This window comes from Tenacibaculum sp. SG-28, from assembly GCF_002954385.1.
In the GTDB taxonomy this organism is placed as follows: Bacteria; Bacteroidota; Bacteroidia; order Flavobacteriales; family Flavobacteriaceae; genus Polaribacter.
The window spans coordinates 73,084-87,163 of sequence record NZ_MQVY01000002.1 but is presented as its reverse complement, the minus strand read 5'-3'; the positions used below and the strand labels follow the sequence as shown (position 1 = coordinate 87,163).

Genomic DNA, 14,080 nt, shown 5'->3' with positions numbered 1-14,080 from the left:
CAATTGATACATTGTCCTTTCCTTTATACATAGCGAAGAGATATTTATTCTCTAAAAGTGGAACAAATGCGATTAATATTATCACATTTATTGCAATGTTTGGAGTTGTTGTAGGTTCTATGGCGTTATTTATCGTCCTTTCTGGTTTTTCAGGACTGCGAACTTTTAGTGATTCTCTCTTGAAAGTGTCCGATCCGGATCTAAAAATCACAGCAGTAAAAGGAAAGACTTTTGAAGTTTCGAAAGCTATTAAAAACGTATTGGCTCAGAACACAAATATCGCTAGCGCATCTAAGGTAATTGAAGAGCGAGTTTCTTTGCAGTATTCCGATAAAAATCAAATTGCTTTTTTGAAGGGGGTGGATAGTACTTATGTGTATACCGTTCCGGTAGATTCCTCTTTAAGTATGGGAGCTTGGTTGGATAAAAAATATACAAATACCGCTGTTATTGGAGCAGGAATTTCATATAAATTAGGTTTAGGAGCTTTTGGATACAGCGATGAGCTTGAGATTTATGTACCAAAACCAGGGACGAGATACACTGTTAATCCGGCCAAAGCTTTTCGATTGGAAAGGGTTAAAGTCGTAGGGGTTTATTACGGGTCTGAAGAGTTTCAAAATAAATACGTCTTTACTGATATAGCTTTAGCAAGAAAGCTTCTGAATTATTCTGAAAATATAGTCTCTGCCATTGAGATTAAACTTTTGGACGCCAATAATAGTGCATTGGTTCGAGATATATTGCAAGAAGAACTAGGTCCAACTTTTGAAGTGAAAACAAAAAAAGAACTCAATGCTTTGTATTATAAAGTAGTAAATACAGAAAATTTTATATCCTATTTGATTTTTACTTTAATAATTGTAATTGCATTATTTAATGTAATTGGTTCTATTATTATGATGATTATTGATAAGAAAAATAATATTAGAACGCTTTTAAATTTAGGGAGTACTGTTAAAGAAATCAAACAGATATTTGTTTACCAGGGTTTTATGATGGTTGGCTTAGGGTTGGTTTTAGGTATGCTACTAGGTGTTCTATTGGTTTTCCTGCAATTAAAATTACAACTTTTTATGATTACAGATGGTTTGCCTTATCCCGTAGAGTTGCGATGGAGCAATATTTGTATTGTGGTTGTAACGATTAGTTTGTTAGGGTATTTTGCATCCAAAATTGCAAGTTCTCGAATTTCCTTATCGTTTATAAATAAATAATTGTCAAGTTTAATGGTTTTACTGCAGGTGTTGCTAGTAGTTCCAAAGATGTTCTATGCAAATACAACTTATATTTTTTCCAGATTTCCGAATTTTTCTTTTACTATTTCAAAAGTTTCAAAAACATCTTTCGGATCATCGCAAGTCACCATTTTCAATCGGTATTCTTTGAAATGTGGTATGCCTTTAAAATAGTTCGTGTAGTGTCTTCTGGTTTCTACAACACCTAGTCGTTCTCCCTTCCAATCAATAGCCATCTCTAAATGACGACGAGCCATTTCTGCTCTTTCTAGTATAGTTGGTTTCGCAAGATGTTCTCCTGTTTTGAAAAAATGTTTGACCTCATTGAAAAACCAAGGATATCCAATAGAAGCTCTACCAATCATACAGCCATCAAGCCCATACTTATCGCGCATCTCCATAGCTCGCTCTGGAGAATCCACATCGCCATTACCAAAAACAGGAATGTGCATTCTTGGATTGTTTTTCACAGCTGCTATCGGTTCCCAATTGGCATTACCTTTATACATTTGTGCTCTGGTTCTCCCGTGTATGGAGATCGCTTTACAGCCAACATCTTGTAGTCGTTCGGCTACTTCTACAATGCGAATAGATTCATGGTCCCAACCTAATCTTGTTTTTACAGTAATTGGTAAACTAGTGTGTTTAACCATGGCCTCTGTAAGTTTTACCATTAAATCAATATCCTTTAATATCCCAGCACCAGCTCCTTTAGAGACCACTTTTTTTACCGGGCAACCGAAATTAATGTCAATGATATCGGGGTTTGTTTTCTCGACAATTTCAACAGAACGAAGCATGGCATCTAGGTTGGCTCCAAATATTTGAATCCCGACGGGTCTTTCTTTTTCATAGATATCTAATTTCATTACGCTTTTTGCAGCATCGCGAATCAAACCTTCTGAAGAGATGAATTCGGTGTAGACTAAATCTGCCCCCTTTTCCTTACACAATGCCCTAAAAGGAGGATCGCTTACATCTTCCATGGGAGCTAAGAGTAAAGGGAAATCTGGTAATTCTATTTTGTCAATCTTAACCACGATTATTATTTTTTGCAAAAATAGCTTTTATTTTTTATATCCAAAAGGCTTTCGTTTTGCAAGTGTTTTTTAGTGCAATAACTTAATTTCTATGCTAGGTACAACAATAAGTGGTGTGATAAAGGTTAAAAAACCCTAACGATATTAAAACCAAATGCAATGTCACCTTCAGTTTTGCTTATGTATCCCGTTTCATTAGCAGATTGACCATTGGTGAACAGAAGTTGAAATACGTGGCCTCCAGTTTCGATATCGACACCAAACGTATATGGGTCGGTGTAAATAGATTCTTTGTCTCTATTGAAGTTATGTACGTATTCTGCATTCAAACTAACTCGTTTACTAATTTTGTAGCGACCACCAAATCCCAAGGCAAATTGGTTGTGGTTTGGCACAATGGTAGCGTTAAGGTCTTGTAAGTTTTCTCTAATATAGGTAGGTGCAATTTCTAAGGAAAGGTTTTTTGAAACCCTTCGTGAGGCTAGTAATTGAACTGCATAACTATAGCGATCTGCATTTTTTAAATCTGGATAGGTTATTTCGGATATTGAGGAGTTGATGTTAATAGAAGTAAAACCAACCAAATTTACAGGGAATTTTTCCGATTGCTTTGCAAGCTTAAATTTAGAAGCAAGAGAATAGGTTTTTTCAAAGGATTCACGACTTATTATAAATTCAATATTTTTCCAAAAGCTATAATGTAATTCTATTTTTGTGTTAGCATTATCCAAACCGAAAAAAGTGTCAAAACCGTCTTTAAGTGGTCCGAATCGATGAGAAACAAACAAATATAAATCTCCTTGTTCAGCAATTTTAGTAGATTGTAAATTCCCTATTTTTAGTGTTTTAAATGCTGGTAAATCAAATTTTGTATTGTTGTCGATAGCCAAGCTATCTATCTCTTTAAGTAAATCATCTTGCGCGGAGCAAATAGAAACACAATACAAAAAAGCACAAATGTGCAGTATTACTTTTTTATAGGTCATATAAAAATACATTGGTTAAGCTTCAGTTCTTGTAAAAGGTCGTCATAACCAACAACAAAACCTTTAATTTTTATTTTATCGTTTACTTTTTTTACGGTGACCGTATTTTTATCCAATTGACAAAACACAAATCCATCCACAATAATACCTTCCTTTAAAATGGCAGTGATCTTGCCTTCAATAAGAATTGTTTTATTGTTCCAGAAGTAAGGGTCAAGCACTAATTTATCTTTTACTTTTTGACTTGTTCCTTTATAGGATGGTGTGCTTTCTTTAACCGTTGATGGCGGTCTTAAGATTTGATTTATAATTAAAAATCCTGCCACTAGTACACTAGCGGTAATGATCCATAACCACTTATATTTTTTCAGATAATTCATAGTTTATAGTAATTGTTACCTCCTCAGAGACTTTTTTTCTTACAATTTTAGGGATTTTTATACTGAAATCGGAGGTTTTAACTGTAAAGGTCCCTTCGATGGAGATGGTGTTTTTTTTTCTGCTAACTGCCACGGGAAAACTTACTTTTTTTTCAATGTTTTTAATAGTAAGTACTCCATCTAATGTTTGTGAATTTTCTGTAGCACTATTTTCACTATTAAAATTACTCAATTTTCCCCTGAAAATTGCCTTTGGATATTCGTTCGACTCCATATAATTCTCATTAAAATGCTCCTGCATTAAAGCAACTCTAAAGGCAAAACTTCCAACAAATAGTTGTGCGGCAATCTCCCCGGTATTCGTTAGAATAACTGTAGTACTATTGGTGGTAGCTTCAATTGGTTCTATTGCATCCAAGGATGCTTTGAATTCAGTAACTCCTGTTCTGGTATAGAATTTTTGTGAAAATAAAGTTTGCGATAGTAGTAAAAATAGCAGGACGTGTTTCATAATATATTAATTTTCTAAATAGCCATCATCTCTCCATTCGTTGATTAGAGTTACAATAGCGTTGTTTTTTCCCGAAGGTGGCATTGGATCTGAACTACTGTTTATTCGTGCGATTAAATTTCCATTTTCAGCGGCATTTCTTACTTGGGTGTAATTTGTTAAAGGAAGACCAGCAGATGGTGCTGTGGCATCATGACATGCAGAGGTTGCACAACTATTGTTGATAACTGTTCTAACATCCTTATTATAAGTTGTGGTTGAGGATGTTGGAGGTGGAGGAGGAGTCGCTGCTTCTGCTTCAATCTCCGATGTGGAACACTGTGCAAATATTAATATCAATCCAAAGAGCAATAACGATATGTGTAAATCTTTCATTTGTTTGTTGTTTTTGTTTGGCTTTTTGGTCGTAAAACATGCATTTTTATTACAGACACGGTCTTTAGGTTGCTGATTTAACAATTACTAAAATAGGGTAAATTTGTATTGGATTGGTATTAATTTTAAGAAAAAATAAAAAGTTATCGATTTCATTAATTTCTACATAGATGGAGTATTGTTAAAAAAGTTGGATGCCTAGTTTATTTTAAAGGGTTGTTTGTAAATTTCCTTTGTTTTAAATGTGAAAAATGAACGCCTCCTCCCAGAGTTCTTTTTTTTTATGCTATTCTATACTTTTATTTGTTAACCCTTTTAAATAACGTATCTTTGTCGGTCATCAGTAGTTAGATATAGGATACATGAAGAATATTAGGAATTTTTGCATTATTGCACATATTGATCACGGTAAAAGTACCTTGGCGGATCGTTTGTTGGACTACACAGGAGCTGTAACCGAACGCGAAAAGCAAGATCAATTGTTAGATAACATGGATTTAGAAAGAGAGCGTGGTATAACGATTAAATCTCATGCCATTCAGATGGATTATACCCAAGATGGAGAATCGTATATTTTAAACTTAATTGATACTCCCGGTCACGTAGATTTTTCTTACGAAGTTTCCCGCTCTATAGCAGCATGCGAAGGAGCACTTTTAATCGTAGATGCAGCGCAAAGTATACAAGCGCAAACCATTTCCAACTTGTATCTTGCCTTAGAGAACGATTTGGAAATTATACCGGTATTAAATAAAGTAGATCTTCCAAGTGCAAATCCAGAAGAAGTTACCGATGATATTGTGGATTTGTTAGGTTGTGCTCCTGAAGATGTAATTCCTGCAAGTGGTAAAACAGGTTTTGGTGTTGATAAAATTTTAGAAGCAATCATCGAAAGAATTCCGGCGCCTAGTGGAAACCCAGAAGCACCGCTAAAAGCCTTGATATTTGATAGTGTTTACAATTCCTATAGGGGTATAGAAACTTACTTTAGAGTAATTGATGGATCTATCAAAAAAACCAGCAAATAAAGTTTGTTGCCACCGGAAAGCAATACGGTGCGGATGAAGTTGGTACTTTGAAACTCAGTCAGGTTGTTAAAAAGGAAATAACAACTGGTGACGTTGGGTACCTTATAACGGGGATTAAAGCCGCCAAAGAGGTTAAAGTAGGAGATACCATAACAGATTTTGCCAATCCTACAACAGACGTTATTGAAGGTTTTGAAGATGTTAAGCCAATGGTTTTTGCCGGTATTTACCCAGTGGATACCGAAGACTACGAAGAGTTGCGAAACTCTATGGAAAAGTTGCAATTAAATGATGCATCGTTGGTGTTTCAGCCAGAGAGTTCTGCAGCCTTAGGATTCGGATTTCGTTGTGGATTTTTAGGAATGCTGCACATGGAAATCATTCAAGAGCGTTTGGAGCGTGAGTTCAATATGACGGTTATTACTACAGTACCGAATGTGTCTTACCATGCTTTTACTAAAAAAATCCAGAGGATATTGTAATAGTAAACAATCCTTCAGATTTACCAGATCCTTCGCGATTAGATAGAGTAGAAGAGCCCTTTATCAAAGCTTCTATTATTACCAAATCTGATTTTGTCGGTCAAGTAATGAGTTTGTGTATTGAAAAAAGAGGTCAGATAATAAATCAAACCTATCTAACACCAGAGCGAGTAGAATTAATTTTTGAAATGCCTTTAGCCGAAATAGTTTTTGATTTTTACGATAGATTGAAAACTGTGTCTAAAGGATACGCCTCTTTTGATTACCATCCTATAGGAATGAAAAAATCGAAGTTAGTTCGTGTGGATATGTTGTTAAATGGTCAGCCAGTTGATGCACTTTCCGCATTGTTACATGCAGATAACGCTTATACTATTGGGAAAAGAATTTGCGAAAAATTAAAAGAATTAATTCCACGTCAGCAATTTGATATTCCAATTCAGGCCGCTATTGGAGCAAAAATCATAGCTCGTGAAACCGTTAAGGCATTGCGAAAGGATGTTACTGCGAAATGTTATGGTGGTGACATCTCCAGAAAACGTAAACTACTAGAAAAACAGAAGAAAGGTAAGAAAAGAATGCGCCAAGTTGGAAATGTGGAGATTCCGCAACAAGCATTTATGGCTGTGCTCAAACTAAATGATTAAAGCATATAATTCGAATATAAGTTATCTTTCGGTATAGCATATAAAACAAAAATGCCTGCAATTTCTGCAGGCATTTTGTTTTTGTACAGTTCTCGTTACTCTCTATTGGCAGCCATCAAGCGAAGGCCCCAATAAAATAACATCGCTAAAGAGCCCAAAGCGGCTACTAAATAAGTTCTGGCAGCCCATTTTAAGGCGTCCTTAGATCCTGCTAATTCCTGTCGTGTAACCATATGTTTATTTTCCAGCCAAGCCAAAGCGCGGTTACTTGCATCGTATTCTACTGGCAGGGTGATAAAACTAAATAAGGTACCCAAGGCCATAAAAGCTAATCCTGCATACCCAATTGTCATTCCGATTTGAGGAGTAGCTGAACCAAGAGCAATCGTTATACCACCAATAATCATCCACATTGAGAATCGCGAGGATATGCTAACTACAGGTACGAGTTTTGATCTCATTTCAAGCCATTTATAAGCTTTTGCGTGTTGTACAGCATGTCCTACTTCGTGCGCAGCGACCGCAGCTGCAGAGGCATTTCTTTCGTTGTATACTGCCTCGCTCAAATTTACCGTTTTGTTTTTTGGATTGTAATGATCGGTTAACCGTCCAGGAGTAGAGATTACCTGAACATCATAGATGCCGTGGTCTTGCAACATTTTTGTTGCTATTTCAGCACCACTCATTCCATTTTGTAGATGTATTTTTGAATATTGTGCAAACTTTCTTTTTAAAGTATTGCTAACCGTCCAGCTAAAAAGGGAAATAATCCCCATTAATACATAAAATCCTAACATATTTTATAAGTTTAAATTCTTTATCAATTTTGTTTGATAAATTTACAGCATAAATTATTCCATAATATAAGAACTAATACTTAGATGTCAAAATGACAAGTAAACCCAAAATACTCATCGTATACACAGGAGGTACCATTGGTATGGTAAAAGACTACAAAACAAAAGCATTAAAAGCCTTTGATTTTGATCAAATCTTGCACAAAATTCCTGAACTGCAGCAGCTTAATTGTATTATCGATACGATTTCTTTTAAGAATCCTATTGATTCTTCCGATATGAATATTGCTTACTATATTCAAATAGCTGAAATAATTGCAGATAAATACAATGATTTTGATGGTTTTGTTGTTTTAACTGGTTCGGATACCATGTCATATGTTTCCTCTGCTATTAGTTTTATGTTTGAAAATTTACAGAAACCAGTAATTTTTACAGGTTCACAATTACCAATTGGAGATTTACGAACAGATGCCAAAGAAAACCTAATTACTTCTATTGAAATTGCTTCGGCCCAAAATAATGGGGAGCCAATTATTCAAGAGGTAGGTTTGTATTTTGAATACAAATTGTACCGAGCTAACCGAACCACAAAAATAAGTGCAGAGCATTTTCAGGCATTTTCTTCGATGAACTATCCGCCATTAGCAGAAAGTGGTGTGCATTTGAATTTTAATCATGCTATCCTCACTGCTAATACGAAAAAGGAAAATAAGCTTATTTTTAGAAAAAGACTGTGTAGTAACATTGTAATTCTTAAGCTTTTCCCAGGGATTACAGAAGCAGTAATTGCTAATTACTTAAATATCAAAGGATTAAAAGGAATTGTGCTAGAAACCTATGGTGCAGGTAATGCTCCAACGAGCGAATGGTTTCTGAAAATTATAGAAAAATTCATTGCCAATGGCGTTTACATTGTAAATGTTACCCAATGTTCCGGTGGTAGTGTTATGCCCGGACATTATGAAACGAGCACCAGGTTAAAGGATATTGGAATTGTTAACGGAAAAGACATTACTACAGAGTCTGCAGTTGCTAAAATGATGTATCTTTTAGGAGAGAACTTGGCAAAAGAAGAGTTTAAAACATATTTTGAAATGCCCTTACGTGGCGAAATTAGCGCATAAGGTTCTATTTTTTGTAGTATGCGTTGATTTAATTCCCTGAAATTCTTATTGAAAGCTTTTTTTAAGGTAGTTGGGCTATAAAACCATTATTTTTTTTTAGGATCCAACATTTTTTTGTTACTTGGCACTCTGAAATGATAAATTGCGAATAGATTGGGGTAATCCATAACTTATTTGTGTTTTTATATACGTTTCATAGTAAAATTTGTATTTTTATCACGTTAACTATTTAAATTAATTATAACAAAATGAAGAAAGTAGTAAATGTCCTGACTATTGCAGGATTTATGTTTTTAGGGGCTATTCAATCAACATACGCTCAGGCTGAAGAAGCAGCTGCTGCAGAACAAACTTTTCACCAAGTATTAAAGCAGCGTTTTATTGAAGGAGATCCACAATTTATGGGGATTGTATTGGTGGCTTTAATTTTAGGTTTGGCGATTGCGATCGAAAGAATCATTTATCTTAATATGGCTACTACGAACACTAAAAAATTAGTTGCTAGTGTAGATGAGGCGTTAAGTTCAGGTGGTGTTGAGGCTGCAAAAGAAGTATGTAGAAATACAAAAGGACCAGTTGCTTCTATCTTCTATCAAGGATTAGAAAGAAGTGAAGAAGGAATTGATGCTGCAGAAAAAGCAGTTGTTGGTTACGGAGGTGTTCAAATGGGATTATTAGAAAAGAACGTTTCATGGTTATCATTATTTATCGCTCTTGCTCCAATGCTTGGGTTCATGGGTACAGTAATTGGTATGATTGATGCATTTGATAGAATTGCAGTTGCAAACGATATCTCTCCAGCGGTAGTTGCAGGTGGTATTAAAATTGCACTTTTAACAACAGTATTTGGTCTTATTGTTGCCATTATTCTTCAAATATTTTACAACTACATCATTTCTAAAATTGATAGTATAGTAAATAACATGGAAGATGCTTCAATTTCTTTAATTGACTTATTAGCTAAGTATAAAAAATAATAATCGAGTATGAACAATAAAATATTAACCTTACTGGTTGCATTGATTTCTATCATTGGAATAGGAATGTATATCAATGTATCCGTAATAGACGAAGAAAACGTGGAGGCAATTTCAAATGCAGTCTCACCGTTAGTTGGATATTCTCTCTGGCTATTTATTGGTGTAGTTGCAGTTGCAATTCTTGCCTCGCTATGGGGATTATTCAAAAACCCAGCAGCGTTAAAGAAAACATTATTAGGTCTTTTAGTACTAGGTGTGTTATTTGTAGTTAGTTATTTTGCCTCTTCAGATGGTCAAGTAATGGGTGCAGATAATAATGTGCTTGCAGAACAAGGAAGCGTTTCTAAATGGGTAGGAACCGGAATTACATATAGTATTATTCTAGGAGCTTTTGCCAGTGTGTTTTTTGTTTGGGATATATTAAAAGGAATAGTAAAATCGTAATAGAATATGGCAAGAAGAGAAAACCCAGAAATTAATGCAGGTTCAATGGCAGATATTGCTTTCTTGCTACTTATCTTTTTCCTTGTAACAACAACAATGGATGTCGATTCCGGTATTCCAAAGAAATTGTCGGAAAAAACAACGGATATTCCTCCAAAGATTAAAGAAAAAAACATTTTTCCTGTACTTATTAATCGAAATAACGAACTTTTTGTAGAAGGTGATGTTATGGAGTTGAAAGACTTGAAAGACGCAGCTCTTAAATTTATTGATAACGGGGGCGGTCTTGGGAATCCTATTGGAGGAGAAGGTGAAGCAGCAAGTTGTGACTACTGTAAAGGAGATAAAAATCCTGATTCTTCCGATCACCCTAATAAAGCAGTAATATCTGTAGAAAGTGATCGAGGTACAGAATATGGAACCTATGTTGCCGTTCAGAATGAGTTGTTAAAAGCTTATGCCGAGCTTCGTAATCGTCTTTGTATGGAAAAATATAACATAAGTTTTCCAGAGCTTGAAAAAGCGTTTAAAGAAAGCTCCAACAAAGACTTAGATTTAAAAGCCAAGGTAAAGTATATCAAAGATAGGTATCCTCAAGTGTTAACCGACATTGAGTCAGCAGACGTTCAATAACTAAAAAAACTAGAATATGTCTAAATTTAAAAAGAAGAAAAAAGGTTTACCAGCAGTTTCAACTGCATCTTTACCAGATATTGTTTTTATGTTATTGTTCTTTTTTATGGTAACTACTGTAATGCGAGAATCAGACTTACAGATTGAATCTCCAAGACTTCCAAGTTCTACAGAAGTAAAAAAGTTAGAGCGTAAGAGTTTGGTAAGTACAATCTACGTTGGAAAAGCAAAAGATGGTAAGTACGGTAACAGCTATAATAGAATACAGTTAAATGATAAAATCGCGGAACCTTCTGATATTCCAGCTTTTATTTTCTTAGAAAGAGATAATGTATCGGAAGCAGAGGTCCCATTTATGACTACTTCTATTAAAGCAGACAAGGAATCAAGTTATGGTACCCTTGCAGATATACGTGAAAAATTAAGAGATGTTAACGCTCTTAAATTAAGTTTATCTGTAAATAAAGGTGGTGCTATTGATAAGTAGACTTAGTACAGATTTTAAAGTATACAAAGTGCAATCGGTTAAGATTGCACTTTTTTTGTAATTTTATTTTTTATATTAATAGTGTCCTTCTCGTTTTTCTTGTCTATTTTTAAGGATAATTTTGTCTGTTTATTATGGCTAAAAAATACATAGCAATACTTTTTATTTTTACAGCTTCTTTTGTTTGGGCGCAACAAGATTCCCTAAAGATAGGAGATCCTTACCTCGAAGATCAATTGTATTTTGATATTAGTTATAACGTATTATACGATCAGCCAGAACTAGCAGGTAGCAGTAGTTTTTCTTATGGTATTTCACTTGGGTATCTGCGAGATATACCTTTAAAAACTAGTGGTACTTTTGCACTCGCAATCGGTCTGGGGTATGGGTATGATTCGTTTAATCACCTTCTACAACCGCTAGAATCTACTTCTTATAAGCAATTTCAAGTTGCCGACGGAAATGTTACCAATAATAAGTTTAATACCCATACTATTGAAATTCCATTTCAAATAAGAATCCGTAATTCCGATGCTAATCGCTATTCCTTCTGGCGTTTCTATTTAGGAATGAAACAAAGTTATTCCATTCGAAATTCATTTCGTTTTAGCACACCTGAAAACGATGCATCCTATTCCAATATTTCCTCGTATAATAAGTGGCAAACAGGGCTCACGGTCTCAGCAGGGTATAGTACTTTTAACTTGTATTTCTACTATGGTTTAACTCCCATTCTAAACAATGCAATACTTACGGATGGTACTTCTATAGATACTAAAATGTATAAAATTGGGCTTAGCTTTTATTTTTTATAGATAGTATGCTAAAGCAATAAATTGTGAGATAAAACCTAAAAAAAATCCGATGTATATCTCTTTTGGGCTATGTGCTTGTAAATACAGTCGGGATGCACCAAGGATACCAGCCAACAGTATAAAAATTATACTTAGCGGTAGTGTATTTATTCCGTGAATATGACCAAAAATTAAAAAGTAGCTTGATGCGCCACCAATGGATAGTAAATGCAAGCTTGATTTTATGCGTAATGCAAAAAGTAAATAGGTTAGAATTAGGCAATATCAATGCCGTAAAATAAAAATGTTAAATCGTTGAAAACTGTAATTTTTTCGAACAATTGGCCGAGTAAATAAAATAATAGCACCATAAAAAATAGTGGTATTTTTCGTTCTCTAATACTAAATACGCGGTAGGAGTCTATGTATCCAATACTTTTTAAAAATATCAGCAATAAGAGAGGAATCACATAAGTTGCTATAAATACAATCGTTAGTATAGTAAGCTTTTGCTCTTGTTGTAATGTAGCAGGTGTAAGAAGTAAATAACAAATAACGCCTATGGTAGGCATTACTATTGGGTGTAATATTGTAGATATAAATTTCTGGAAACGCACTATATTTCTTTTCTTAATCTTGCCACTGGTATCTCTAGTTGTTCTCTATATTTTGCCACTGTTCTTCTAGCGATTGGATATCCCTTGTCCTTTAAAATCTTTGCTAGTTTTTCATCGGTAAGCGGTTTTCTTTTTTCTTCTTCAGCAATTACATTTTGCAAGATAGTTTTGATTTCTCTAGTAGAAACATCCTCTCCTTGGTCATTTTTCATCGATTCTGAAAAGAATTCTTTTATTAATTTTGTTCCATAAGGCGTTGAAACATATTTGCTATTTGCTACTCTAGACACTGTAGAAACATCCATATTTATCCTATCAGCAATGTCTTTTAAGATCATTGGTTTTAACTTTCGTTCGTCTCCTGTTAGGAAATACTCTTCCTGGTATTTCATTATTTCATTCATGGTAACCAGTAAGGTTTGTTGTCGTTGTTTTATGGCGTCAATAAACCATTTTGCAGCATCTAATTTTTGTTTTATAAAGAGTACTGCATCTTTTTGTGATTTACTTTTATCCTTAGAATCAGAATAGCTCTGAAGCATATTATTATATGCTTTAGATACGTGTAATTCAGGAGCATTTCTAGAGTTTAACGTTAGCTCTAAATTTCCTTCCACAATACGGATGTTAAAATCAGGAACAATTTGTTCTACAATTTTTGTGTTACCCGCATAGGAATTACCAGGTTTTGGGTTCAATTTGCTAATTTCTGCGATGACTTCCTTTAATTCTTCCTCAGAAATTTTATATTTTTCAATTAATTTACTGTAGTGTTTCTTTACGAAGTGGTCAAAAGATTCCTCTAATATTTTTATGGCAAGTGAGACACTTTTTTTGCTCGGTTTATTTTTAAGCTGTATGATTAAACAATCTTGTAAGTTCAAAGCACCAACCCCAACAGGATCTAATTTTTGTACAATATCAGTAAGTACATGGGCTACTTTTTCTTCAGTTGTAAACGTATTTTGGGTAAACGCTAAGTCATCCACTAAATCAATTATTTCTCTTCGTATGTACCCGCTATCATCGATACTACCTACTAAAAATTCTGCAATTACTCGCTCCTCTTCATCCATTCTGTAGGTGTTTAACTGATTTTTTAACGATTGATGAAATGTGGTTCCTGCTGCATATGGTACTTGCTTCTCCTCATCATCTTGCGAATAGTTGTTTGCTTGTGTTTTATAGCTAGGGTATTCGTCATCACTTAAATACTCATCAATATTGATGTCTTCGGAATCAATTTTTTCATTTCCAGTATCGTCATAATCAATATCATTTTCAATACTATCTTCTTTGTTAATGTTTTCTTCCTTACCAGTATCTAATGCAGGATTTTCCTCAATTTCTTGCTTTAATCTTTCCTCGAAAGCCTGCGTTGGTAGTTGAATAAGCTTCATCAGCTGAATTTGTTGAGGAGACAGCTTTTGTAGTAATTTTTGATGTAAACTTTGTTTTAGCATATCTACAAAGATATGAATTTGACTAAAATAAAAACGCCATTCTTTTTGGAA

14 protein-coding genes and 1 pseudogene are annotated in these 14,080 nt (G+C 34.4%); 8 read left to right on the top strand and 7 right to left on the bottom strand.

The features are described from left to right. Positions 1-11: 11 nt before the first annotated feature. Complete coding sequence (locus BSU00_RS05425) at positions 12-1,217, top strand: ABC transporter permease (protein WP_105003492.1); 1,206 nt, start codon at positions 12-14, stop codon at positions 1,215-1,217. Positions 1,218-1,285: 68 nt separating this feature from the next. On the opposite strand, the gene dusB is transcribed toward BSU00_RS05425, so the two are convergent. The 5 genes from dusB to BSU00_RS05400 form a co-directional block, all read right to left on the bottom strand. After that, positions 1,286-2,278 (bottom strand): tRNA dihydrouridine synthase DusB, encoded by a 993-nt coding sequence (gene dusB, locus BSU00_RS05420; protein WP_105003908.1) that lies wholly within the window; start codon positions 2,276-2,278, stop codon positions 1,286-1,288. A 125-nt stretch (positions 2,279-2,403) separates the two neighbouring features. Next, entirely contained in the window at positions 2,404-3,264 is an 861-nt protein-coding gene (locus BSU00_RS05415) for a DUF5777 family beta-barrel protein (RefSeq protein ID WP_233188606.1), read from the bottom strand. After that, positions 3,261-3,644 carry a hypothetical protein gene (locus tag BSU00_RS05410; protein ID WP_105003490.1) on the bottom strand — a complete coding sequence of 128 codons (384 nt, stop codon included), beginning with the start codon at positions 3,642-3,644 and terminating at the stop codon, positions 3,261-3,263. The genes BSU00_RS05415 and BSU00_RS05410 overlap by 4 nt, the downstream gene beginning before the upstream one ends. After that, the gene (locus BSU00_RS05405) at positions 3,622-4,155 is read right to left on the bottom strand and encodes a YceI family protein (RefSeq protein WP_105003489.1); all 534 of its coding nucleotides are present in this window, start codon (positions 4,153-4,155) and stop codon (positions 3,622-3,624) included. The genes BSU00_RS05410 and BSU00_RS05405 overlap by 23 nt, the downstream gene beginning before the upstream one ends. 6 nt (positions 4,156-4,161) lie before the next feature. Beyond that, positions 4,162-4,530: a hypothetical protein gene (locus BSU00_RS05400; RefSeq protein WP_146104797.1), complete on the bottom strand. Its 369-nt coding sequence runs from the start codon at positions 4,528-4,530 to the stop codon at positions 4,162-4,164. Between the two features lie 362 nt (positions 4,531-4,892). On the opposite strand from BSU00_RS05400, the pseudogene lepA reads away from it, so the two are divergent. Further along, positions 4,893-6,687, top strand: a pseudogene (gene lepA / locus BSU00_RS05395) (translation elongation factor 4). A gap of 95 nt (positions 6,688-6,782) precedes the next feature. Here the strand turns inward: lepA and BSU00_RS05390 are convergent. Next, positions 6,783-7,484, bottom strand: a complete 702-nt coding sequence (locus BSU00_RS05390) for a zinc metallopeptidase (protein WP_105003487.1) — start codon at positions 7,482-7,484, stop codon at positions 6,783-6,785. Positions 7,485-7,576: 92 nt separating this feature from the next. Here BSU00_RS05390 and BSU00_RS05385 point away from each other — a divergent pair, with 92 nt between their 5' ends. The 6 genes from BSU00_RS05385 (at position 7,577) to BSU00_RS05360 (ending at position 11,970) form a co-directional block, all read left to right on the top strand. Then, on the top strand, positions 7,577-8,611 hold the full coding sequence (locus BSU00_RS05385; protein ID WP_105003486.1) for an asparaginase: 1,035 nt from the start codon (positions 7,577-7,579) through the stop codon (positions 8,609-8,611). Between the two features lie 248 nt (positions 8,612-8,859). Beyond that, positions 8,860-9,588, top strand: a complete 729-nt coding sequence (locus BSU00_RS05380) for a MotA/TolQ/ExbB proton channel family protein (protein WP_105003485.1) — start codon at positions 8,860-8,862, stop codon at positions 9,586-9,588. Between the two features lie 9 nt (positions 9,589-9,597). Beyond that, positions 9,598-10,035 (top strand): hypothetical protein, encoded by a 438-nt coding sequence (locus BSU00_RS05375; protein WP_105003484.1) that lies wholly within the window; start codon positions 9,598-9,600, stop codon positions 10,033-10,035. 6 nt (positions 10,036-10,041) lie between these two features. Further along, complete coding sequence (locus BSU00_RS05370) at positions 10,042-10,668, top strand: biopolymer transporter ExbD (RefSeq protein ID WP_105003483.1); 627 nt, start codon at positions 10,042-10,044, stop codon at positions 10,666-10,668. Positions 10,669-10,684: 16 nt separating this feature from the next. Next, positions 10,685-11,155, top strand: a complete 471-nt coding sequence (locus BSU00_RS05365) for a biopolymer transporter ExbD (RefSeq protein ID WP_105003482.1) — start codon at positions 10,685-10,687, stop codon at positions 11,153-11,155. A 134-nt stretch (positions 11,156-11,289) separates the two neighbouring features. Beyond that, positions 11,290-11,970, top strand: a complete 681-nt coding sequence (locus BSU00_RS05360) for a porin family protein (protein ID WP_105003481.1) — start codon at positions 11,290-11,292, stop codon at positions 11,968-11,970. 595 nt (positions 11,971-12,565) lie between these two features. Here the strand turns inward: BSU00_RS05360 and rpoN are convergent. Further along, positions 12,566-14,029, bottom strand: a complete 1,464-nt coding sequence (gene rpoN / locus BSU00_RS05345; protein WP_105003478.1) for an RNA polymerase factor sigma-54 — start codon at positions 14,027-14,029, stop codon at positions 12,566-12,568. Between the last annotated feature and the right edge of the window lie 51 nt (positions 14,030-14,080).